The organism is Thermotomaculum hydrothermale (genome assembly GCF_016592575.1).
In the GTDB taxonomy this organism is placed as follows: domain Bacteria; phylum Acidobacteriota; class Holophagae; order Thermotomaculales; family Thermotomaculaceae; genus Thermotomaculum; species Thermotomaculum hydrothermale.
On the sequence record NZ_AP017470.1, the window covers coordinates 1716102 to 1739432 of the forward strand.

Here is a 23331-nt window from a genome sequence, read left to right on the forward strand (position 1 = left end):
TAGATTGGATTAGCCTTGCTTTTATAAATTTTTCGTAAACTTTGGGCTTTTATAGTAAAATTACAGACTGAAAAGAAATTAAAGGGGAGAGTTATGCCTGTAAAAACGGTTAAAGGAACGAGGGATATTTTTTATCCTGATATTGAAAAGTGGAGATTTTTTGAAGAAAAGGCAAGAGAAATTTTAAAGACTTACAATTTCAAAGAGATAATGACCCCTATTTTTGAATACACCGAGGTTTTTGCAAGGGGGATAGGAGAGGATACAGACATTGTACACAAGGAAATGTACACATTTAAAGACAGAAAGGGAAGAAGCATTACTTTAAGGCCTGAAAACACCGCATCTGTCGTAAGGGCATACCTTGAGCATAAAATGTATGCAGAGGGGGGAATTAAGAGGCTTTTTTATATAGGACCAATGTTCAGGTACGAGAGGCCTCAAAAGGGAAGGTATAGACAATTCTTTCAACTGGGAGTTGAGGTTTTCGGAAGCAAAAACCCATACATTGACGCAGAGACAATTGAACTTGTTATTAACCTTCTTGAAAAGGTTGGATTAAAAGGATTAAGCGTTAAGATAAATTCACTTGGATGCGAAAAGTGCCGTCCTGTTTACAGGGAGAATTTAAAGAAATTCCTTGAAAGCGTAAAAGAGAATTTATGCGAGGATTGCAAAAGAAGGGTTGACACAAACCCTTTAAGAGTGCTTGACTGCAAGGTGCCGTCCTGCAAGGAGACTGTGAAAGATGCACCGGATATACAGCAGAGTTTGTGCGAGGATTGCCAAAAGCATCAGGATAGAGTTTTCCACTTCCTTGAAAAGATGAATGTTAAGTTTGAACTTGACCCAAACCTTGTTAGAGGGCTTGACTATTACACAAGAACAGTTTTTGAGGTTGTATCGGAAAATTTAGGAAGCCAGAACGCAATTTTAGGCGGCGGAAGATACGACAACCTTGTAAAAGAGTTAGGTGGGCCTGATACCCCTGCATTTGGCTGGGCATTAGGGATAGACAGGCTTGTTCTTTTGCTTGATAATAAAAACTTTGATTTTTCAAACAAAACAATCTATGTAATTCCTGCGGGAGATTCAATTGACTATTGCTTTTCAGTTGCAAAAAATTTAAGGGAAAACGAACTTGCCGCAGAGGTTGTTGCAGACTCAAAATCCCTTAAAAAAGCATTGAATTATGTAAACAAGCAGCAGGGAAGATTTGCAATTATTGCAGGGGAAAACGAAGCAGAAAAGAATATGGTTGTCTTTAAAAACCTTGAGAATAGAAGCCAGAAAGAGATAAGTTTTGAAAATCTTGTAAAGGAGATAAAAGATGAAATTAATAAATAGAACCCATACCTGCGGGGAATTAACCGCAAAAAATGAAGGTGAAATGGTAAAACTCTGTGGATGGATAAACTCGCACAGGGATTTAGGCTCCCTGGTATTCTTTGATTTAAGAGACAGGTGGGGAATTACGCAAGTTACCCTTGACGAAAACGACGGAGAGGTTTTTGAAAAGGCAAAATCTTTAAGAAACTGGGATGTTGTCTCTGTTGACGGCATTGTTCAAAAAAGACCGGAGAATATGGTTAACAAAGGAATGACCACAGGAGAGATTGAGGTTAAGGCAACAGATGTTAAACTTCTCAACAAAACAGAGGCATTGCCAATAAACATTGACGAAAACGCAAAGGTTTCAGAGGAGTTGAGGCTAAAGTATAGGTATTTAGATTTAAGGCGCTATCCTTTGCAAAATAAACTTATTTTAAGGCACAAGGTTGCACTTGCCGTTAGAAATTACCTGAATGAAAAGGGCTTTGTTGAGGTTGAAACCCCTATGCTTACAAAGTCAACCCCTGAAGGGGCAAGGGATTATGTTGTGCCGTCAAGGATTCACACAGGAAAATTTTACGCATTGCCTCAATCACCGCAGTTGTTTAAGCAATTGCTGATGATTTCAGGCTTTGACAGGTACTTCCAGATTGTAAAATGCTTCAGAGACGAGGATTTAAGGGCAGACAGGCAGCCTGAATTCACCCAGATTGATATGGAGATGTCTTTTGTGGAAGAGGAAGATGTTTTCTCAGTTGTTGAGGGAATGATGAAAGAAATTTGCAAGGTTGCAGGCTTTGAAATTGAAACACCCTTTAAAAGAATGACATACAAAGAGGCAATGGAAAAATACGGAAGCGACAAGCCAGATATACGCTTTGGGATGGAATTAAATGAGATTTCAGATATTGTCTGCGGTGCAGGTTTCAAGGTTTTTGACTCTGTAAAGGAAAACAACGGAGTGATTAAGGCAATTCTCGTTAAAGGCGGGGCAGAATACTCAAGGAAAAATATAAAAGACTTTGAGGATATTGCAAAATCCTATGGGGCAAAAGGGCTTGCATGGTTTAAATGGACTAACGAAGGCTTTAACTCGCCTATCCTGAAATTTATAGGGGAAGAGAGAGCTGAAAAACTCTTTGAAAAATTAAACGGTGAAAAGGGAGATATAGTATTCATAGTTGCAGATACATTTGAAACAGCCTGCACAAGCCTTGGGGCATTAAGGGTAAAAATCGCAAAGGAGAGAAATTTAATCCCTGAAAATACCCTTTCTTTTGTATGGATTACCTATTTCCCGATGTTTGAATGGGATGAAGAAGAGAAAAGGTATGTTGCAATGCACCACCCATTCACCTCACCGAAAAGAGAACACCTTGATTTACTGGATAAAGACCCTTCAAAGGTTATGGCAAGGGCTTATGATTTAGCATTAAACGGATTTGAAATAGGCGGAGGAAGCATAAGAACCCACAATATGGAAATTCAGAAAAAGGTATTCAAGGCAATTGGATTAAGTGACAAAGAGGCAGAAGAGAAGTTTGGATTCTTTTTACAGGCATTAAAATTAGGTGCACCACCCCACGGGGGAATTGCATTCGGGCTTGATAGGATTGTTATGATTCTTGCAAACGGGGAATCAATCAGGGATGTTATTGCATTCCCAAAAACAACATCAGCAACCTGTTTGATGACAGAATCCCCTTCAAGCATTGACAAAAGGCAGTTAGAGGAATTAAAAATAAAAATCACAGAGGAAAAAGAGTAACCAAAATTAAATTTTCGTAACAGCCATAACCGTAACTGCGGTTACAAAGCGAGGTGTTAATGAAGTTAAAGGTTGGATTTTTACAGTTTAAGCCTGAATTTGGGAAGATAAAAGAGAACACAGATTTTATTGTTTCAGAACTAAAAAAACACAAGTTTGACATTGCAGTTTTGCCTGAACTCTGTTCAACAGGATATTTGTTTGAAAACACAAAACAGGCAAATGAATTGGCCGAAGATGAGAATGGATACTTTGTAAAATCGCTGTTAAGCCTTGCAAGAGAGAAAAATTGCCTGATCGCAGGGGGATTTTGCGAAAAGGGGAAGGATAAGCCGTTTAACTCTCAGGTGCTTGTTTCAGAAAAAGGTATTGTTTCAATTTACAGAAAAGCACACCTCTTTTACAAGGAAAAAGAAATATTTGAAAGGGGAGATACCCCATTTAATGCAGTTGACACGGGGAAAGGATACAAGGTTGGCTTAATGATTTGCTTTGACTGGATTTTTCCTGAAGCAATGAGAAGCCTTGCATTGGACGGGGCAAAGGTTATCCTTCACTCTGCAAACCTTGTTTTGCCGTATTGCCAGAGGGCAATGTTTGCAAGAAGCCTTGAAAACAGAGTATTTATTATCACCGCAAACAGATTTGGTAAAGAGAAAAACAAAAAAGGGGAAGAGATAGAGTTTACGGGAAAAAGCCAGATAATTTCCCCGAATGGGGAAGTGGTATTAACTGTCGGCAGAGAAACAACAGGCCTTTTTTCTGTTGAAATTGACTTAAAGGAAACAGATAAAAACCTGAATCCCTTAAACAACTTATTTTCAGACAGGAGAACAGATTTATACAAAATCTCCAACTAATTCAATTGCACTAACGGCAGCACCTATTGCACCTAAAAATTGAGGATATTGAGGGACATAAACTTTGTACCCCAGTTTTTCCCCCAACAACTTAACAAGGAGAGAATTTAAAGCACCACCGCCGCTAAAAACAATTCTCTCTTCAGGCCTTAAACTCTTTACCATTGACACAAGCCTGTCTGCAATTGAATCAACCACTCCGTAAACAATATTTTCAACGCTTTCCTTTTTTGCAAGAAGCGATATAACCTCTGATTCTGCAAAAACAGCACACATTGAGGTTATTTTTATCTTTTTATCAGCATTTTCCCCTAAACTTGCAAATTCGTTTAAAGAAACACCTAACCTTGATGCAACAATCTCTAAAAACTTTCCAGTGCCTGCGGCGCACTTGTCATTCATCTTAAAATCTGAAAAATTACCGTCCTCATCAACCTTTATAACCTTGCTATCCTGCCCGCCTAAATCAATTACAGTTTTCACATCAGGGAAGAAGTGGTATGCACCCTTTGCGTGAGCCTTAATCTCGCTTATTACAGGGCAATTAAAACTATCCTTTATCATATACCTGCCGTAACCTGTTGAAACAATAACCTCAACATTTTTATCCTTCAAAAACTTTTTAACATCTTCATCTGGATTTACCTGTGTTGGGAAAACATGCAAATCAATTATCTCCCTTTCCTCGTTAAACCCTGCAATCTTTGTGTAAGTTGAGCCCACATCTATACCGTAAAACATTTTCACCTCTTGGCTTTAAAAGACTTTTTAAACCTGATGCTTTCAAGAAAAGCCTCAACCCTTGTTTTTATCTGACCAACATCCTCTGCTGAATAGTCTGATTCAATCTTCAAAACAGGTATTTTTTCTTCTTTAAGCCTGTCAATTACCTTTTTAGATTCAACATTGTAAGTGTGGCAGAAGGAAAGCGTATAGTAAATTATTCCGTCTGCTTTCTTTTCCCTATACATCTTTATAATCTTGTCAATTCTCTCGTCATTTGGAGTAAAGCAGGCGCAGTCAATCTTCATATACCTTTCAAGCATTCTCTCAATAATATCTTCAACACTCTCAACACCATCTAAATCTATGTTGTCTTTAAAGTACCTGTGGCCAATGCAGGCCTCTTCATTTATAACAATCCCCCCTGTTGTCTCAACAACCTGGTGAAGCTTCCAGTTTGGCGGAGCCATAGGCGTGCCTATAACCATAATCCTTGGAGTATCAGACTCACAAACAGAAATACCCTTATCAATCCTCTCTTCAAGTTCATCGCAAAGTTCAAAAACCTTGTCTGAAAACCTTTCAGGGTCATCGTAAAAGGAAATTTGAGTAACTAAAAGGCTATCCAGCCCGCTAATTGGCACAATATCAGGTTTTGTACTCCTTAAATAATCAAGCCTTTGCAATGCCTCTCTCTTTTTATTTATTATTTCAACACCTTTCTTTAACTCTTCAAATGTCAATTCCTTGCCAACTATCTCTTCAATGTGATTCTTAAACTCGTAAATCTCTTCTCTCCACAAATCCTTTTCCCTCTTCCCCTTCATGTGTGGGATGTGCATTACATGAGTTGGATGGAGGTCGTTTAATATCTCCCATGTCTTCTTTTTTGCCTCGCAGGTTGTTTCCCCGTAAATAAAGTTTGAAATTTGAGTATAGGGGCATGTTCTCTGCACCTTAAAGCCATAGGCTGATTTAATTAAGGGGCAAATATTCCTCGGCAAATCCCTCTCTGCATCAGGGATTGAAAACTGTGCACCGCCGCATAATCCATAGCAAGCACCACCGGATGCAACAACAATCTCTTCAGGGATAAAGATACAAAATGTTCCAACAAGGGGTTTGTTTTTATCTTTAAATTCCATTAACTCTTCAATTCTCTTCCCGTGAATCTCACTCATTAGCCAATCAAAGTATTTAATATTTTCAGGCCTGTTTTTTTGAGTTAAAAATACATCTGAAAATAACTGAAATAATGCCGACATTAACTCACTATGCTTTTCTATATCCATATCCAATTTTTTATAAATATCAACATACTTTTCAGACATATAACCCCCCAAAATCATTTACTCAATTTTACCGAACACCTATTCCCTTTTCAATAACTCTAATTGTTTTCAAAAATCACTATCCTCAAAAAACATAAGACAATTCAAAGTTAAAACTCCTTCCCATACCCTCGTTCATATAGCGAATCCTTGATAAATGGCTGTGGTACGACTTGTCTGTAATATTAGTAACTGAAAGGTTAAACCTTAAATGCTTTGAAAACATAAAATCAGAGTAAAAATTGTAAACTGTAAATCCAGGAGTTGGTTTTTCAAACTGTGCAACCCTATCCTGCCTGCATTCGCTGTGTGCAACAAATTTAAAATTGTACTTAATTCCATCCCTTTCCCCTGAATAATCTAAAATATTGTTGATAATTACAGGGGGAATCTCATACAGGTATGAGTCAGTATGCACATCTTTAGCAATTACATAAGAAAGATTAATTTTATAGGATAAGGAATCAGTAAAATGATAGTGAACTTCAAACTCACCACCCTTTAAAACAACCTTTGAAAGGTTTAGCCACTTCCATATTTCAAGACCACTGTTAGAATCAATCTCCCCTGTGTTTGCAAGTTCAATAAAGTTGTCTATTGCTGTCCTAAAAACACCTATAGAAAAGTCAACCTTTTCTCTTTTAAACCTGTATCCTAAATCAACACTCTTCCCCCTTTCAGGATTAAGGTGGGGATTTCCAATATTTACAGAATCCTGATGTGCACCGTAAAAAAACCTTTCAAGCAATGAAGGTGAACGGAATGAGGTTCCTGCATTGAGATAAAACACCTGATTGTTGGTTAATTGATACAAAAACCCTGTTGAAAAGTTGCTTTTTTTATCAGTATCCGTTACCCCTGAATAATAGTAGTCTGAATTATCCTTCGCATCAGCCTTTATCCAATCGTACCTTGCTGCCAAAAATCCGCTTAACTTTTCGTTAAAATCGTGCTCTTCCCTTGCAAATATTCCCCAGCCATACCTTTTTGAAGGGGGGATCACCCCTGGAATTGTTTGAGGATTATATTCTGATGTTTCTAAACTCTTTAGCCCCTTTCTCTTGTAAGACCAGGCCTCTTCCCTGAATCCGTCAAAGCCAACTGTTAAAAGGTTTGAACCAAATAGAAAGTCTGAAAAAATCCTTACATTTCTTGAAGTTTTATTTAGAAAAATCTCATTTACCCTTGAAAATTGGTTGTTGTACGGCAATTCCATATACATATGCCTGTGCTTAAACTGATTTGCAAAGATAATCTTAACCCCAGTCCAATTAGAGACAGACGGGGAGTAATCAATTTCCCCCTGCATTCTCTTATATTCGTTGTTTTTAAACCCCATATCAATTGCAACCGGATTTACAGGGATGCCTAAATCAGCCTGCATTCCATAAAAATTGAGTTTGTACGACCACTTGTCTTTACTGTAATTTAAACCAGTATTGTAAAAATACCCTTTTGCGTAAGAGTTTCTTAAAGTTCCATCTGGCGTTGTAATGTTTCCCATATCCTTGTTCAATCCTTCAAAATAGACAGACAAATCATTGAAATTCTTTGAGTAAAAAAAGTGTTGTTTATTCCCGTTTGTTGCTGTTTGATAGAATGCTGAAAAAAAGTTTGAAGGAATTCTATCCTCACCATAACCGTTTAAAAACATATTTATAACCCCGCCAATTGCATCAGAACCAAAGGTAACCGAAGATGAACCCTTTAAAACAGAGACAGAGTTAATAAATTCAGGGGCTATTGAATAAGTGTGATTACCCCCACCAAACTGCTCTTCCTGCCTTATTCCGTTTACCATCATCAACACCCTTTCATCGTAAAGCCCTCTAACAACAGGACGCACACTTGAATTTCCTGTTGAAGAGGATGTAACACCTGCAGTTCTCTCAAAAACATTTGAAAGTGAAGATGGCGCTGTCAGTTTCAAATCCTTGAAATCTATGTAATTTACAGACTTTTCAGCCTTGAAAACCTTTTCCTGCTTAATATCACAGGTTACAACTATTGTCTCTTCAACCTTCTGATTTTTATTCTTATTCTCTTTCTTCCCTTTGTTCTCATTCAGTTTATTAGCAAATGAAAAAGATACAGATAACAAACAAATAATGCAAAAATATATAATTTTTTTCATAATTCCCCCTTTGTTTTTTAAATTAACTTAAATCAAAACAAAAGAGGAAAAAGGAGGGCATCTTCCTGATGGCTTAATCAGTTTTACAATATAAACAGAGTAAATTATCTCTGGAAACGGAATAAAAATTTTATCAAAAAACAAATTTAGTGGTAAATCCAAACTTGCTGTTGAAGAAAAATCGTGCTGCAAGACGCATAGGCTACACTCAGGATGAGGCCTATTGTCACTGTGGTGGTGAACCCCTAAAACAAGGGAAAAAATTGAAAAGGTTATAAAAAACAGTATAGTTGTAATTCTTCTCATACTTAAAAAATCACTCTTTTAACTTCAAAGACAGAGTTAAAACAAAATGGGCAACCGGTTCTCTTTGTTTTGAGGGGACATATGCGTCAATGTGAAGAGGCATATTCTGCCTCTCTTTAGTTTCTATAACCTTCTGAATTAAATCTTTTATACCTTTTCCGTCTTTGCAAACAAAATGTGTATCACCCTCTGCCCTCTTATAAAACTCCGCCTTTAAGTCCTTAAAAATTAAAGATATTTTCCTTCCGCTATCCTTAATTAACTTCATTGCAAGCACCCCGCCAGAGGCATCTGCCCCAACGGTTAACACCCCGAAATACATTGAGCCTAAATGGTTTTTGTTCTTTTTCTTAAAAGGTATTTTTATCTCAATTTCATCATCAGTTAACTTAACAATTGAAGGTTCAACAAAGTGAAGCAGGGGAATGTTTTTCTTTGCAAAATGCCTCATCATCTTTGTTGCCATTATTTCTTTCAGCCCCATACAATTCTCCAATCTTCTCCTATCAATTACAATAACCATTAAAAGTAGTACTTTCAGTTTTTAATGCTATAACACTGGTTTAAAAGTTTCAAATTTTTCCATTAAGGAGTATTAAAAAAATTTTTATTGACAATTGTGATTTGTGTGATAACTTTTATAGCATGATGAAGACGGATATGAATACAGGCAGACAGTACTTTTATTTTTATTACTTTTATTTAAAATAAGGGCTGTCTGCTTAAAATATGCGAGCCGCAGGGCAGACAGTCCTGCGGCTTTTTCTTTTTTACAAAGCCGCGAAACCATACTAAGGTTCGCGGCTTTTTTGTTTTTAAAAGCATTTATCTGGGGGGAAAAGATGAACAATTTAAGACTTGCTAAAAAGAAAAAGGAAAAAACAATTGTAAAGGTGGGGAATGTTGAAATTGGGAAAGACTTTGTCATTATGGCAGGGCCATGCTCTGTTGAAAGCGAAGAACAGACTATCACAATTGCAAAGTATGTAAAGGAAGCAGGGGCAAACATTTTAAGAGGCGGGGCATTTAAACCGAGAACCTCACCCTACTCCTTTCAGGGATTGGGATTGAAGGGGCTGAAAATACTTGCAAAGGCAAGGGAGTTAACAGGGCTTCCGATAATAACCGAGGTAATTGACCCGAGGGATGTTCAGTGGGTTTCAGAATTTGTTGACATTCTCCAGATTGGCGCAAGGAATATGCAAAACTTTTCCCTTTTAAAAGAGGTTGGAAAGGTAAACAAACCTGTTATGCTTAAAAGGGGAATGCACTCAACAATTGTTGAATGGCTATCCTGTGCTGAATATATATTAAATGAGGGCAATCCAAATGTGATTTTATGCGAAAGGGGAATAAGGAGTTTTGAAACCTACACAAGGAATACCCTTGACATTTCAGCAGTTTCAGTTGTTAAAACCTTAAGCCACTTGCCTGTAATAGTTGACCCATCACACGCAACAGGAAGGCCTGAATTAATCCCCCCAATGAGCCTTGCTTCCGTTGCTTCTGGGGCAGACGGCATAATGGTTGAGGTGCACCACAAGCCTGAAGAGGCATTAAGCGATGGGGCACAGGCTTTATTGCCTGAAGAATTCAATACACTTGTAAAACAGGTGAGAAACCTTGTAAACTGTATGAAAGACATTAATCCATACTTTGTAAAGGAAAGAAAATGATAAAGGTTTTGCCTTCTGAAATTTCTGGAACGATAAAAATTAACCCTTCAAAATCTATTACACAGAGGGCATACGCTATTGCATCACTTTGCAATGAAAAAAGCGTAATCTTAAATCCGTCAAATAGCGACGACAGCCTTTCGTCTTTAAATATTGTAAAAGGAATGGGGAGTATTGTTGAAAGATACGAGAATTCAGTTGAAATTATAGGGCTAAAAAGAGAGGTAAAGGAAAAGTTCAACTGCAATGAGGCAGGGCTTTGTATAAGAATGTTTACCCCCATTCTTTCCCTTTTTGAAAAAGAGATTGAGATTACAGGTAAAAACAGCCTTTTAAAAAGGCCTGTTGGAATGATGGTAAAGCCTCTTGAAAGATTGGGAGTAATTCTTGAAACCAACAACGGTTACCCCCCGATTAAAATAAAAGGGAAACTTAAAGGCGGATATACAGAGGTTGACGGAAGCATTACTTCCCAGTTTCTAACAGGGCTTTTAATAGCCTTAACCCAGGTGGAAGAAAATTCTGAAATTAAGGTTAAAAACTTAACAAGCAAACCATACATTGACCTTACACTTGATTTGCTTGAAAAAACAGGTGTAACAATTGAAAACAGGAATTATGAAACATTCTTCATAAAACCAAAGAAACTAAAGCCATTGAATATTAAAGTTGAGGGAGACTTCTCATCAGCCTGCTTTATGCTTGTATCAGGGGCAATTGGGGGAAAGGTTAGAGTTGAAAACCTGAATCCAGATTCCAAACAGGCAGACAGGGAAATACTGAATATTTTACTGCAATCAGGTTGTAAAATTAAAATTGGAGAGAATTTTATAGAGACAGAACAATCCACAATTAGAAACTTTGAAATAGATGTAACAAATTGCCCTGACATTGTGCCTTCAATTATTCCCCTTGGGGCAAAGGGGGAAAAACCTTCAAAGATTTACGGAATTTCAAGGCTAAGGTTTAAAGAAAGCAACAGAGTTGAAGGGCTGATTGAAGAATTTTCAAAGATTGGAGTAAAAATTGAGGCTGACGAAAACTCAATGACAGTTTACCCATCAAACATTATTGGGGGAAAAGCAGATTCAAGAAATGACCACAGGCTTGCAATGGCTCTTGCAGTATGCGGTCTTGTGTCAAAAAATGGAGTTGAAATTGAAAACTACAAATGCGTTTCAAAGTCTTATCCTAATTTCTTTGAGGATTTAAGAAAACTTAAAGGAAAAGTAATTATAGAGGGGGGAAAATGAACCTTGAAAAAGTGAGAAAAGAGATTGACACAATTGATTTTGAGATTATTAAACTATTAAACAGGAGAATGGAATTAGCCTTAACCTCAAAAAAGTTTAAAAAAAAGGTATTTGACCCTGAAAGGGAAAAGCAGGTTCTCGCAAATGTTATCAATTACGCACACGGCGTTATCTCACCAGAATTTACCAAAAAACTTTTTTCCACCGTTTTGGAAGAGAGTAAATCCCTTCAAAGCAAGGATTACAAATTAATTGCTTTTCAGGGAGAGCACGGGGCGTATGGAGAGATTGCAGCGGGAAACTTCAATGGAAAAGGGATAGCCATTCCCATTAACACATTTGCAGATGTCTTCAATGGAGTTGAAAAGGGGTACTACGACTTTGGAGTTGTGCCTGTTGAAAATTCTTTAGGCGGTTCAATTCTTGATGTAAATGACCTTCTCGTCAAACACAATGTCTTTGTAATAAAGGAAATTCCAGTCAAAATCCAGCACAGCCTTTTAGTTCTTCCAGACACAAATTACAGGGATATTAGAGTTGTTTACTCTCACCCTCAAGCACTCTCTCAATGCAAAGACTTCCTTGAAAGACACAACTTTGAAGCAAGGCCATACTATGACACTGCAGGGGCTGCAAAAATGCTATTTGAAGAAAAACCAGACGCAACTGCGGTTATAGCAAATAAATTATGTGCAAAATTGTATCACCTTGAAGTGCTAATGGAAAATATTGAAGACCACTCTGAAAACATTACAAGGTTTTTTGCACTTTCAAACAAGCCTCAAACAAAGGGAGACAAAACATCAATTATTTTCTCTGTGAAGCACAAGGCTGGAAGTTTGTTCAATATACTTAAAATCTTTGCAGAAAACAAAATAAACCTTACAAGGATAGAATCAATGCCTGTAAGCGGTACACCTAACACCTATATGTTTTTCATTGATTTTGAGGGAAGTAGCGATGATAACCACATTAAAAAAACCCTAAATTTAGTAAAAGAAAATACAGACTTTTACAAATGGCTTGGAAGCTACAATAAGGGGGAAATAGTATGCGAATAGCAATAACGGGAATGGGGAAAATGGGGCGTTTTTTAGCAGAAATTTTAAAAAAACACAATCTCTTTCTATACGACATTAATCCAGAAAAGTTGAAAAACATTAACATTGAAAATGCAGTTATTTCAAACAACCTTGAAGAGATTACTGAATTTAACCCTCATATTGTAATAAACGCAGTCAACCTTAAAAATACAATCCCTGTTTTTAAAGAGTTAGAGGAATTTATATCCCCTAAAACAATAATTGGGGATATTGCCTCTGTTAAAGGAGACATAATTGATTATTACAAAAGCGCAAAAAATCCATTTTTCTCAATTCACCCTATGTTTGGCCCAACCTTTGCAAACTTGAACAAGGTAAAGGGGGAATGCGTTGTAATTATGGAAGAATCAGACCACTTAGCAAAAGAGTTTTTTACAGAACTTTTTGAAGACTTAGGCTTAAAGATTTACCACTTCTCACTTGAAGAGCACGACAGAACAATGGCTTACTCTCTCACCCTTCCCTTTGTTGCAACCTTTATTTTTGCAGGCTGCATTGACATAAAAACAGTGCCAGGCACAACATTTAAAAAACACCTTGAAATAGCAAATGGGCTTTTAAGCGAAGACAACTTCCTTTTAAGCGAAATACTCTTTAACAAACACTCGGTTAAGGAGATTAATAAAGTGCAGTCTCAATTAGAGTATTTGAAACACATTATAAATCAAAAAGACAGCGAAACAGCCTTTGATTACCTTGACAGTTTAAGAAAAAATATAGAGGTATAAAATGGTTGAATTTGCAAATAAAATAAATTTAATACCAGAGTATGTGCCGGGAAAATCAATTGAGAATATATCGGGAAAGTGGGGAATCAAGCCTGAAAAAATTGTTAAGTTAGCATCAAACGAAAACCCCCTTGGGCCACCTGAAGAGGTTGTAAATTTTCTTGAAAAGGAAGTAAAAAATGTAAATATTTACCCAGATAGAATTGGGATAAGCCTTTTAAAAAAACTATCAGAGTATTACAGCATTTCTGTTGAAAACCTTTTTATCGGCAACGGCTCAAGCGAAATTGTTGATATGCTTTGCCGCATTATGCTAAATCCGGGGGATTCCGGATTAACCTATGAAAAGGAATTTGCACTATACAAAACCTGCATAAAAGCAAGCGACGGAGAATTAATAGAAATTCCACTTGAAGAAAATTTCAAAAGAAATGTTGAAGCAATACCTAAAAATGTTAACGAAAACACAAAGGTAATTTTTATAGCAAATCCAAATAATCCGACAGGGGATTTTATTGAAAAAGATAACCTTGTTGAAACTATTGAGAAAATCCCTGAAAATGTTTTAACGGTTGTTGACGAGGCTTACATTGAATACATTGGGGAAGAAAACTCGCTTCTCAATTACTTTAAAGAAAGTGGAAGGGAAAACCTTGTAATTTTAAGAACCTTTTCAAAGATTTACGGGCTTGCAGGATTGAGGGTCGGTTACTGCTTTGCAGATAAAAATATAATTAATGCTTTAAGGAAGATTAAGCTTCCGGTTAATGTTCCTTACCTTTCTCAAAAGGGGTGTGAGATAGCATTAGATTGCGAAAACTTTAAAGAAAAATCAAGAAGACTTGTTGAAGAGGAAAAGTTAAGAATTTTCGAAATTTTTAAACAAAACAATATAGAGTATATTGAGGCAAAGGGAAACTTTTACCTTGTAAAAGACAATAATGCAAGCAAAACAGTTGAAAAACTTGAATCAAAAGGTGTGGTGGTAAGAAGTCTGAAACCTTACAGCATTGACAATTATTTCAGAGTAACTGTGGGAACAGAAAGACAAAACAATATTTTTCTTGAAGAGTTTTTAAAAACAAGGGGAAAAAATTAGAATGGAAATTCCTTAATTTTTTCTTCAACCAATTTTTTAATGGTTTCTCTATCTTCTTCTGGTAGGTCTAAAAACTGACAACCTACTATAGCTTTATTAACCTCTTCATCTTTTCTAACATACCTTACAGAAAGGGAAACAAGAGAATTTATTATAATCTTATCTTTGGTTTTTATGGAAGAAAGAAAAATTAAATCATCCTTTTTAAAGTCATCCCCTTTTTTAAGTGGAAGAAAAAAACTTAATCCCCCCTCACTTAAAGAAAGAAGCCTTGGCTTTAAAACAGATTTTCCCTGAATTTCAACAAAGTAATCTTCATCTAAAGAAAAATAGACTCGCTTATGCTTTCTTTTCTCTTCCATTATTTTATCCTTACAAAAGGGTTATTCTCCTTTTCAAAGCCTATTGTTGTTGTCTCCCCATGCCCTGAAAAAACAATTGTGTTGTCAGGAAGAGTATAGAGCTTGGTTAAAATAGAGTTTTTCAAAGTCTCAAAATCTCCCCCGGGTAAATCTGTCCTTCCTATTGAAAGCTTAAAAAGGGTGTCACCTGTAAAAACAACAGAATACTTCTCTGAATAAAGGGAAATCCCGCCGGGAGTGTGGCCAGGTGTATCAAAAACCTGTAATTTTGCATCTCCAATTTCAAGAAAATCTCCCTCTTTATAGAAAAGAGGATTTTCAGGCGGTTCTTTGACCTTTAACACTGAGGCAAACATATCCCTTGGTGCATGTTCAACATACTTTAAATCTTTTTCATTTATATACCAAGGAGCCCCTGTTAAATCAACAATATCTCTTAATCCGGCAATATGGTCTATGTGGCCGTGAGTCAAAGCAATCCACTTTACTTTAAACCCCTCTTTTAAGTAATTCTCAAGTTCAGAAGAAATTCCAGGTGCGTCAATTAAAGCTAATTCCTTATTTTCCCTATCTATTAAAACATGATTGTTAACAAAAAAAGCGTTGACAACATAGGTTTCAATTTCAATCATTTAAATACCCCCTTAACTCCTTAGGTAATTTTACCATTTTCCCACAATTGCCACAAACAACTTTATATAAAGTAAATCTGTATGGAATTAAGAGAAAAAAACCTTTGTGAACAACTTTAATAACTTCTTGAGCATTTATTACTGCACCACAGTTTGGACATGTGAAGGGAGGTAAAGCAGTATCTATAATCTTATTATCTGTTTTGTGGAAGAATAAAAAAAACATTTATTCCTCCTTTTTTAAGGTATTGCCCTTTAAAATCTTTATTCCCACTCTTTTAAATTTGACAATAACCTTGCTACCCCCATCAAGCACATTCATTACCGTTCCCTCTCCATATCTTGAATGGATTACTGTATCTCCCTTTGATAATTTATTTTCACCTTCAGAATCGTCAATTATCTTTTCTTTTGAAGAGTAAGAAGCAGAAGAGTAATCGGGGCTTGAAAATGGAGAAAATCCAGAGATAGAAAACTTTTCAATTGGAATCTCTTTCAAAAACCTTGAAGGAGTTCTCTTTTCAAAATACCTGTCACCAAACCCCCTTGAGCGAGAAAATGTGAGGAATAAATTTGTCTTTGCCCTTGTTATTGCAACATATATAAGCCTTCTCTCCTCTTCAATCCCTTCTAAAGAGGAAAAACTCTGGCCTGTTGGGAATACCCCCTCTTCAAGGCCAACAACAAAAACGCTGTTAAACTCAAGCCCCTTAGCTGCATGGATAGTCATTAAGTTAACTGCATCTTTGCTAATCTCATCTGTATCAGATGCAAGGGAAATTGAATCAAGAAACTCTTTTAAAGAAGGGTTTTCAGCTCTTTGAATATACTCTTTTACAGCATTTCTGAATTCGTATATGTTTTCAATCCTTGATTCAAGTTCATGGCCAAAATATTCACTCTTCAAAAAATCAATATATTGAGTTTCTTCTAAAAGCAAATCAAAAAAGTTTAAATCAAATTCAGCCTGCTTTAAATTATTAATTGTCTCTTTAAACGCTTTGAAAAATTTGAATTTAGGGAAATTTTCAGGGATTAAATCTATTGCTTCAAATAATGAGGTGGAATATTGCTCAAGTTTGTCAAGCGTCTTCTCTCCAATTCCCCTTTTAGGCAGGTTTATAACCCTTTTAAAGGAAACATTGTCATGTGTGTTGTTAACAAGCCTTAAAAAAGCAAGTATATCCTTTATCTCTCTTCTTTCGTAAAACCTTATGCCGCCTACAACCCTGTATGGAATTCCCCTTTTAACAAAAGCATCCTCAAAGTGTCTTGAAAGGTAATTTGCTCTGTACAAAATTGCAATCTCTGAATGCAATTCCCCGGATTCAATCAATTCCTCAACCCTTTCAGCAACAAATTCAGCCTCTTCCCCGGGAGTTAACCCCCCAAAAATAACCATCTCACCCTTTTCTTCTCGTTCTGAAAAGAGTTTTTTTTCTATTCTATCAGGGTTGTTCGAAATAACACTGTTTGCCACTTTTAAAATCTCTCTTGTTGAACGGTAATTTTTCTCAAGTTTAATAATCTTTACATCTTCAAAATCCTCTATAAACCTTGAAACATTCTTGTATTCAGCCCCTCTCCAACCATATATACTCTGGTCTTCATCCCCTACCACGCAAAGGTGTATTGAATTTTTTGAAAGCCTTTTTATTAACTCGTACTGCACTGTGTTTGTGTCCTGAAACTCGTCAACTAAAATAAAGGGATAATTTGAGGCATAGTAATCTAAAACTGAATCATTCTCCCTGAACAACTGCAATGTATTGAGCAACAAATCGTCAAAATCCATTAAGTTATTGTTTTTGAGATAGTTGTTGTATTCCTCTATTACATTGTTTATTAAATCGCTACTTAAATCTTTAGGAAGGCTTGTTTTTCTGCCGTTTTTGTATGCAGATATTATCCCATGCACAACCTTTGGCTTTTCTTTTAGTCTTAACCTCATATTCTTTAAAACTTCTTTCACTATTTGGACAGAGTCGTAGGAGTCGCAAACAGCAAAATCAAGAGAATAACCTAAATAATGGGCTTCTTTTCTCAAAACCCTAAGACAAAATGAATGGAATGTTGAAATCTGGCCAAAAAAGTAATTCAATTCAAGAAGGGATTCAACCCTCTCCTTCATCTCTCCCGCAGCCTTATTTGTAAAGGTTACTGCCAGTATATTCTGCTGAGGGACAAGTAATTCTTTTACAAGATAGGCTATTTTATATGCAATTACCCTTGTTTTTCCACTACCTGCTCCTGCGGACACAAGGAGATTGCCGTTGTTATAGAGTACTGCCTCTTTCTGTGCTGAATTAAGAAGGGAAAGGTCAAAGTCTTCACTCACCTATTATAATCTCCTTATTTATATCATAGTACTTCCACTTTTCAGTTCCATCTTCTAATTTAACCCTTTCATCAGGAAAACCGTATTCTTTTAAAACCTTATAGTAAGGTGAGTCTTTCCCAATTATGTCAAGAACAAGTTTTACATCCTTCCAGCGTTTGTTAAACTTAAAAACCCTGTTAACAACAATATCAATCCCCTTGTCAACAAGCTTTGTTATATCTTCAGGTTCAGGCTTTTTATATTTTGCATAACAAAATCCATCTCCAACAAAATCCACAAAAAACTTATTAAAGTACTGGTCTATTTCAACATCAATTTTATATAATCCATCCTGATTGGTTTTTGTTTGAACAACTTTTGAATCAACCTCAATTAACTTAAATTTTTTTAAAGAAAACTTAACTTTTTTCATTACAAGAAAAACAGGAGTATCCACAATTGGCTTTCCCTCTTCATCCATTATTGAACCTTTAATAGTAATGGAGAAAGAGTTAACGGCAAAAACAAAGAAAAGCAAAAAAGCAATCTTTTTCATTTTTGAGCCTCCACTTTAAAAAGGGAACTATCAGGTTTATACCCGGGTATATAATTTGAAAATTTATACACAGTCCTTTGCTCTGTTTCATCAATAATTTCAAGCATAAGAATTTTATCCTCTTTATTATTAAGTTTAACTTTTAAAACGGTAAAAGGCATATCATCTGTTTTAGTTTTTGGGATAAGCCTGTAAAAGTGCTCTTCCCCCTCAATCTTTTGAATAACAAAGTTTTGAGTTAATTTACTTCTATCCAGCAAAAGAGACAGAAATGGATTTGTCTTGATCTTTCCATAGTCAAGAACAATTATAGAATTATCATCCTTATTTATCTGGTAGATCTTTTTGCAGTCTCCAACAGTTATCCTCTTATCATTTGTTGTGTATTCAAACCTGAATTTACAACCGTCAACCACAAGAAACCCCTTATCCTCAATTTCAGGAAAAAAAGGGCTCTGAGTTTTCTGTACAAAATCAACTTTAAAGGATTTTAAATTTAAAAAACTTGATGGGAATTGAGAAAGAAGTAAAAATACAAGGAAAAAAGCCTTTGTCATGACAGTAAATCAACTAATATTTTTAGAAGGGCTTTCTTTGTCTTGGATTTTTTATCCAGCTTCATAAAAAACTCTTCAACCCTGATAACTTCTCCATTTTCATCTTTGAAGTTTAAAGTTACATCAACTCCTTTAATTTTTTTAAACTCCTGAGAATTAAACTCGTACTTTAACTGCTTTATAAAAGTCTGCTTTGTTGGAACCAGCCCTGCTAAAAGATTATCTACATCAAGGTCATCTATTGCCTTTTTCTTTTTAGGTTTTTCAGATTTAGGTTGTGGTGAAGTATCAAAGTTCACAGTTATTAAATCTTCTTTTTTTGGCTCTTCTTTTGCAATGGGCTTTTCCTGTGGTTTTTCTGCTGGAGCCTCAACCTTTTCCTCTTTAGCAGTTTTCACTTCCTCACCCTCTTCAACCTCATCAACTTTCACACTCTCATCTGCCACACTCTCTCTCACATCACTTGGGGAAATTTCTTTAGAGGGTATTTCCTGCTCTGCCTGTTCATTTTGAGATGTAACTTCTACTTCTTCATCAACTTCTACTTCTTCATCAACTTCAACTTCTTCTTCAGTAAGGTATAAATCCTCATTATTCTCTCTTATCTCCTGCTCCTTTTTGCTTTCTTCAACAACATTGGTTGGAGACGGAGGAGTTGCAGGAGTAGAAACTTTCGGTGCTTCAGCCTTTTTGACCTCATCAAGGTTAAGCTTCTTCCTTACCGAGAGAAGTGTATATTTAGAAATCAGCTTTAAAGTCTCAAATACCCCTTTTCCTGTAATCGCGATAGATTCAACATAAGGGTAACCCTTTTTATTTAAAGCCTCATTTAATTCTTCAACAGAGCATATATTTTTCAAATCTCTTTTATTGTATTGAAGGACAATAGGGACATCGTCAATGTTTATTCCTAAATCAGCAAGGTTTTCTTCAAGGTTTTTAAAGCTTTCAATGTTTGCTTCAAGCATTGGCCTCTGAGAATCTGCTACAAAAACAATACCATCAACACCCTTTAAAACCAGTTTTCTTGTCTGATTGTAAAACACCTGTCCAGGAACAGTATATAATTGGAATCTTGTTTTAAATCCCCCAATTACACCCACTTCAATAGGGAGAAGGTCAAAAAACAAAGTCCTATCTGTTTCTGTTTCAAGGCTTACCATCTCTCCCCTTGATTTAGGAGAGGTTTTTGAATAAATATATTCAAGATTTGTTGTTTTTCCACATAAACCGGGACCATAGTAAACTATTTTTACTACCATCTGCATTGTAGAATAATTAAAAAATACCAATCCCGTCCTCCAAAAAGATGTCTATAAAATTTTAGCACGGTAAAAAAAGGCGGTCAATTTAATTTATAAGGATTTATACGAGAAAAAGAAAAATTTATTAGAATCCTTCAATTGTTATTCTTCCATTTATTGTCTGAACTTCAATATCGCAATCTCCGTCGCCTTTCCATTCAAGATTTTTCTTAACCGTTTTCTTTCCCTTTAAAATAAGAGTTGTTTTTGAAGTCAAAGATTCAGTACTGATGCTCCCTATTGTTTTAAGGGGCAACTTAATAGAAGCGTTACCGTTTACTGACTCAAAAGAAATTGAGGAAATTTTTGACGATTTTGTATCAAGCGAAAAATTTCCGTTTACAACTTCACAGGATGCCTTTACCTCTATATTTTTAAAAACAACATTTCCGTTTACGCTTTCACATTTGACTTTTCTTGAATTTTCAACCTTAACATCCCCATTTACATTCTCAACCTCAACATTTCTCACATTCAATACCTCTAAATCAAAATTTACTCCAGAAAAATCAACATCAAGGCTTTCAGGAAGTTTTATATCTAAATTTACACTTATTTCAGGCTGTCTCCCCCATGAACAGAAAAGTCCCAAAAAACCGTCTCCTCTACTTAATTCCTTTTTTAATTCATCATAATTTAAAGAAATTTCCAATTCATCTCCATGCTTTTTTATCTTAAAGTTAACCTTTTTTAATATTTCTTCGCCAACCGATTGATCTTTACCTTTTACCTTCACTGTACCCTTTATTTCAATTGAGTGTATATTGGCTCCCTCAATATTTGCTTTCCCATTCACAAATTCAAATGAAACTGTTCTAATTGAGGATATGTCATTAATTTTAAGATTTACATCTTTTTGCAATGCTTCAGCATGAATCGACAAACCAACTAAAAATAAAAAAGTCAGAAATATTTTTTTCATATCTGCCTCCATAATCTTTTTTCATTGTAAATTTACGGGAAAGGGAATAAAATGTTGCAAAAGGTGGTAAAACTAAAAGGGAGATATTTCCGTCAAAAGAGGTGCTATGGAATATGATTTTGATGAAATAGTAAAACAATACAGTGGAATTTTATACAACCACATTAGAAAGATGATAGGCAACGATGAAGATTCAAAAGATATTCTTCAGGAAGTTTTTATAAATGTTTACAGGAAAATAGATGGATTCAGAGAAGAAAGTTCTTTAAAAACATGGCTTTTCAGAATTGCGTCAAATAAAACTATTGATTTTTTGAGGCGTGAAAAGAGGTTTAAAGCAGATGAACTACCAGAAAACCTTAAAGAAAGCTCGAACCCTCTTAAACATACAGAAAAGAGCTTAAAAAAAGAACTTATAAACAGGGCACTTTTAAAATTAAAAGAAGAAGAGAGGGAAATAGTGATAATGAAAGAATTAGATGGATTTACATTTAGAGAAATAGCAGAGATTAAGGGAATACCTGAAAACACAGTTAAAACAAAACTCTACTCTTCTTTAAAAAAACTAAGAAAAATTATTTTAGAAATACAGGGAGGTTAAAAATGAATTGCCTAAACGAACAACAGCTTATGGAACTCCTTTACAGAGAAGGAAACCCAGAAAATTTGAAAAACTACAAAAACCACCTTTTAGAGTGTAAAAAATGTACAAAAGAATTTCTTGAACTAATAGAAATCAGAGATTATCTAAAAGGCATAGGGGAAGAGAATGTAGAGCCAGTTGTAATTGTTATGAATAACAAACCTAAAAAAGATATGTTCTCAAGATTTGCCCTTGTAGCAGCAAGCTTAATTCTGGCATTCAGCATAATTTTCACAGGATACCAGACAAAAAAGGTTGAAAATGCACAAAAAGCCATTGCACAGGCTAGTATTAACCTTGAGAAAAGGATTGATGAGGTTTCTTACAAAACAGAGAAAACAGCAAGAGACAACTATCTATTAATTATGGGATTGAAAAATTATATTGATTCCTCTCTCATGAATAATCAAAACACAAGGAGAGCAACCTATGAAAAATTTTAAAAAAACTATTTTATTCCTATTAACAATACTCCTCACAACACCTATTGCACATTCATCAGAACTGTCAGCATATGTTGAAGCAACTTTAAGAAAGCCCTTAAACCTTGTTGTAGGGCCTGCAACCCAGGTTGTTGATTTTGAAATGGATGGAAAAACCTATGTTATAGTTATTGCAGACCTTTCATTTAACAAAAATATAACTCCTTTTAACACAAAGAAAAAGAAATTAAATAGAACCTCAGAAAAAGAAATAACACAGGCTGTCAAAAACACTTTCATAAAATTGCAAAATACAAAGTACAAAACCAAAAATGAAATTGTTATTATAATCTTTGATAAAAAGCTTTTTGGTAGAACAGACAATAAAACATTACGAAAATTTATCTTTAAAGGGGAATTTAATAAAGGAAGACTTGTCAGAGTTAGCAGATTAGAATAATCCGTCAAAAACTTTAGAAAAAGAAGTGACCGCAAAGAGGTAAATTGAATAAAAAACAACAATTGCAGCACTTATAACACTTAAATAAAAGAATATTTTTTCAAAACTATTGAGTTTATTTATATAGTCTTCTTCTAAAATCCCAACTAATTTATTAAATGCAGAATCAAGGGTACCTGATTTTTCTGCGCCCTGAATAAATATACGGTACTCTTTTTTCAAAGAGATTAAATCAGCGAAATATTCAGCCTTTTTGTTATAAAAAAAGCCTAAATCAGAAAGCAATTTCTTTATATCAAGAAAAGAAAGACCGGCCTGGTAAGCGTTTCTTACAAGAAAAACAGATAGGTATTTTGAAAAGCCCGGGTTGATAAAAATAAACAGAAAAAGGATTAAAAACCAGACAATTATTAAAAATGCATCAAACACAAAGAGTGAATGAGGGACTTCTGAACCTGTTGATTTAAAAAGGATAAAAGAAAGGACAATACCTAAAAAAAGTATAAAAAAAGTCTTCAAAAACAAGGAAATTATTTTTGAAAAAAAGTTTTCTTTTATCGCATAGTAACGGGACAGGCTTGAACATACACCTTCAAGGTTGCCTGTTTGCTCCCCGATGGTTAAAAAAACACACTCAATAATAGGGAACTTTGCCTTTTTTACTGATTCCTCTAAAGACAAGCCCTCTTCAAGATATTTAACAACCTTTTTGAACCTCCCCCCCAGGGGAAGAAAAAGGTCTACAACACTTGAACCTGATGAGAATCCATTTGAAAGGCTTTGATAAATAAGCGATTTTCTCATAAAAATAAAAAAGGGGGAGAAAAACTCCCCCCTGCA

Annotated in this window: 24 protein-coding genes and 1 pseudogene; 11 read left to right on the forward strand and 14 right to left on the reverse strand. The window is 35.4% G+C overall.

Annotation, left to right across the window (positions count from 1 at the left end; genetic code table 11):
* The first annotated feature begins 93 nt into the window (after window positions 1-93).
* From hisS to TTHT_RS07920, 3 genes are read left to right on the forward strand one after another with little or no spacing between them, the layout of a single operon-like run.
* Window positions 94-1347 (forward strand): histidine--tRNA ligase, encoded by a 1254-nt coding sequence (gene hisS / locus TTHT_RS07910; protein ID WP_201327433.1) that lies wholly within the window; start codon window positions 94-96, stop codon window positions 1345-1347.
* Window positions 1331-3100 carry an aspartate--tRNA ligase gene (aspS, locus tag TTHT_RS07915; protein ID WP_201327434.1) on the forward strand — a complete coding sequence of 590 codons (1770 nt, stop codon included), beginning with the start codon at window positions 1331-1333 and terminating at the stop codon, window positions 3098-3100. The genes hisS and aspS overlap by 17 nt, the downstream gene beginning before the upstream one ends.
* Before the next feature lie 59 nt (window positions 3101-3159).
* Window positions 3160-3960, forward strand: coding sequence for a nitrilase-related carbon-nitrogen hydrolase (locus TTHT_RS07920; protein WP_201327435.1), 801 nt, complete (start codon window positions 3160-3162; stop codon window positions 3958-3960).
* Here the strand turns inward: TTHT_RS07920 and TTHT_RS07925 are convergent.
* From TTHT_RS07925 to TTHT_RS07945, 5 genes are all read right to left on the reverse strand, one after another.
* Window positions 3940-4701, reverse strand: a complete 762-nt coding sequence (locus TTHT_RS07925; protein WP_201327436.1) for an acyl-CoA dehydratase activase — start codon at window positions 4699-4701, stop codon at window positions 3940-3942. The two genes, TTHT_RS07920 and TTHT_RS07925, sit on opposite strands and share 21 nt — an antisense overlap.
* Before the next feature lie 2 nt (window positions 4702-4703).
* Window positions 4704-6014, reverse strand: a complete 1311-nt coding sequence (locus tag TTHT_RS07930; protein WP_201327437.1) for a double-cubane-cluster-containing anaerobic reductase — start codon at window positions 6012-6014, stop codon at window positions 4704-4706.
* Window positions 6015-6099: 85 nt separating this feature from the next.
* Window positions 6100-8148, reverse strand: a complete 2049-nt coding sequence (locus tag TTHT_RS07935) for a TonB-dependent receptor (RefSeq protein WP_201327438.1) — start codon at window positions 8146-8148, stop codon at window positions 6100-6102.
* A 27-nt stretch (window positions 8149-8175) separates the two neighbouring features.
* The gene (locus TTHT_RS07940; RefSeq protein WP_201327439.1) at window positions 8176-8454 is read right to left on the reverse strand and encodes a hypothetical protein; all 279 of its coding nucleotides are present in this window, start codon (window positions 8452-8454) and stop codon (window positions 8176-8178) included.
* A 10-nt stretch (window positions 8455-8464) separates the two neighbouring features.
* On the reverse strand, window positions 8465-8938 hold the full coding sequence (locus TTHT_RS07945; protein WP_201327440.1) for a PaaI family thioesterase: 474 nt from the start codon (window positions 8936-8938) through the stop codon (window positions 8465-8467).
* 358 nt (window positions 8939-9296) lie between these two features.
* On the opposite strand from TTHT_RS07945, the gene aroF reads away from it, so the two are divergent.
* The 5 genes from aroF to hisC are packed head-to-tail and all read left to right on the forward strand — an operon-like array spanning window position 9297 to window position 14313.
* A complete protein-coding gene (gene aroF / locus TTHT_RS07950) occupies window positions 9297-10130 on the forward strand; it encodes a 3-deoxy-7-phosphoheptulonate synthase (protein WP_201327441.1) in 834 nt (277 codons plus the stop codon).
* The gene (gene aroA, locus TTHT_RS07955; RefSeq protein WP_201327442.1) at window positions 10127-11383 is read left to right on the forward strand and encodes a 3-phosphoshikimate 1-carboxyvinyltransferase; all 1257 of its coding nucleotides are present in this window, start codon (window positions 10127-10129) and stop codon (window positions 11381-11383) included. The genes aroF and aroA overlap by 4 nt, the downstream gene beginning before the upstream one ends.
* Window positions 11380-12444 carry a prephenate dehydratase gene (pheA, locus tag TTHT_RS07960; protein WP_201327443.1) on the forward strand — a complete coding sequence of 355 codons (1065 nt, stop codon included), beginning with the start codon at window positions 11380-11382 and terminating at the stop codon, window positions 12442-12444. The genes aroA and pheA overlap by 4 nt, the downstream gene beginning before the upstream one ends.
* Window positions 12435-13214, forward strand: coding sequence for a prephenate dehydrogenase/arogenate dehydrogenase family protein (locus TTHT_RS07965; protein WP_201327444.1), 780 nt, complete (start codon window positions 12435-12437; stop codon window positions 13212-13214). The genes pheA and TTHT_RS07965 overlap by 10 nt, the downstream gene beginning before the upstream one ends.
* A 1-nt stretch (window position 13215) precedes the next feature.
* Entirely contained in the window at window positions 13216-14313 is a 1098-nt protein-coding gene (gene hisC, locus TTHT_RS07970; RefSeq protein ID WP_201327445.1) for a histidinol-phosphate transaminase, read from the forward strand.
* On the opposite strand, the gene TTHT_RS07975 is transcribed toward hisC, so the two are convergent.
* The 8 genes and pseudogenes from TTHT_RS07975 to TTHT_RS08010 all read right to left on the reverse strand — a co-directional run bounded on the left by TTHT_RS07975 (window position 14310) and on the right by TTHT_RS08010 (window position 20966).
* On the reverse strand, window positions 14310-14675 hold the full coding sequence (locus tag TTHT_RS07975) for a PilZ domain-containing protein (protein WP_201327446.1): 366 nt from the start codon (window positions 14673-14675) through the stop codon (window positions 14310-14312). The two genes, hisC and TTHT_RS07975, sit on opposite strands and share 4 nt — an antisense overlap.
* Window positions 14675-15307: an MBL fold metallo-hydrolase gene (locus TTHT_RS07980; protein ID WP_201327447.1), complete on the reverse strand. Its 633-nt coding sequence runs from the start codon at window positions 15305-15307 to the stop codon at window positions 14675-14677. The genes TTHT_RS07975 and TTHT_RS07980 overlap by 1 nt, the downstream gene beginning before the upstream one ends.
* A complete protein-coding gene (locus TTHT_RS07985) occupies window positions 15300-15533 on the reverse strand; it encodes a hypothetical protein (RefSeq protein WP_201327448.1) in 234 nt (77 codons plus the stop codon). The genes TTHT_RS07980 and TTHT_RS07985 overlap by 8 nt, the downstream gene beginning before the upstream one ends.
* Window positions 15534-17645 carry an ATP-dependent helicase gene (locus TTHT_RS07990; RefSeq protein WP_201327449.1) on the reverse strand — a complete coding sequence of 704 codons (2112 nt, stop codon included), beginning with the start codon at window positions 17643-17645 and terminating at the stop codon, window positions 15534-15536.
* Complete coding sequence (locus TTHT_RS07995; protein WP_201327450.1) at window positions 17638-18183, reverse strand: hypothetical protein; 546 nt, start codon at window positions 18181-18183, stop codon at window positions 17638-17640. Before TTHT_RS07995 ends, TTHT_RS07990 begins: the two co-directional genes overlap by 8 nt.
* A complete protein-coding gene (locus TTHT_RS08000) occupies window positions 18180-18740 on the reverse strand; it encodes a LolA family protein (RefSeq protein ID WP_201327451.1) in 561 nt (186 codons plus the stop codon). Before TTHT_RS08000 ends, TTHT_RS07995 begins: the two co-directional genes overlap by 4 nt.
* 713 nt (window positions 18741-19453) lie before the next feature.
* A pseudogene (locus TTHT_RS11040) lies at window positions 19454-20032 on the reverse strand (GTP-binding protein); the annotation flags it as partial.
* Window positions 20033-20129: 97 nt separating this feature from the next.
* The gene (locus TTHT_RS08010) at window positions 20130-20966 is read right to left on the reverse strand and encodes a DUF4097 family beta strand repeat-containing protein (protein WP_201327453.1); all 837 of its coding nucleotides are present in this window, start codon (window positions 20964-20966) and stop codon (window positions 20130-20132) included.
* A gap of 106 nt (window positions 20967-21072) precedes the next feature.
* Between TTHT_RS08010 and TTHT_RS08015 the strand changes: the two genes are divergently transcribed.
* From TTHT_RS08015 to TTHT_RS08025, 3 genes are read left to right on the forward strand one after another with little or no spacing between them, the layout of a single operon-like run.
* Complete coding sequence (locus TTHT_RS08015) at window positions 21073-21567, forward strand: RNA polymerase sigma factor (protein WP_201327454.1); 495 nt, start codon at window positions 21073-21075, stop codon at window positions 21565-21567.
* 2 nt (window positions 21568-21569) lie between these two features.
* Entirely contained in the window at window positions 21570-22052 is a 483-nt protein-coding gene (locus TTHT_RS08020; protein WP_201327455.1) for a hypothetical protein, read from the forward strand.
* Complete coding sequence (locus tag TTHT_RS08025; protein ID WP_201327456.1) at window positions 22039-22491, forward strand: hypothetical protein; 453 nt, start codon at window positions 22039-22041, stop codon at window positions 22489-22491. Before TTHT_RS08020 ends, TTHT_RS08025 begins: the two co-directional genes overlap by 14 nt.
* Here the strand turns inward: TTHT_RS08025 and TTHT_RS08030 are convergent.
* Window positions 22483-23295 carry a type II secretion system F family protein gene (locus TTHT_RS08030; protein ID WP_201327457.1) on the reverse strand — a complete coding sequence of 271 codons (813 nt, stop codon included), beginning with the start codon at window positions 23293-23295 and terminating at the stop codon, window positions 22483-22485. The two genes, TTHT_RS08025 and TTHT_RS08030, sit on opposite strands and share 9 nt — an antisense overlap.
* Between the last annotated feature and the right edge of the window lie 36 nt (window positions 23296-23331).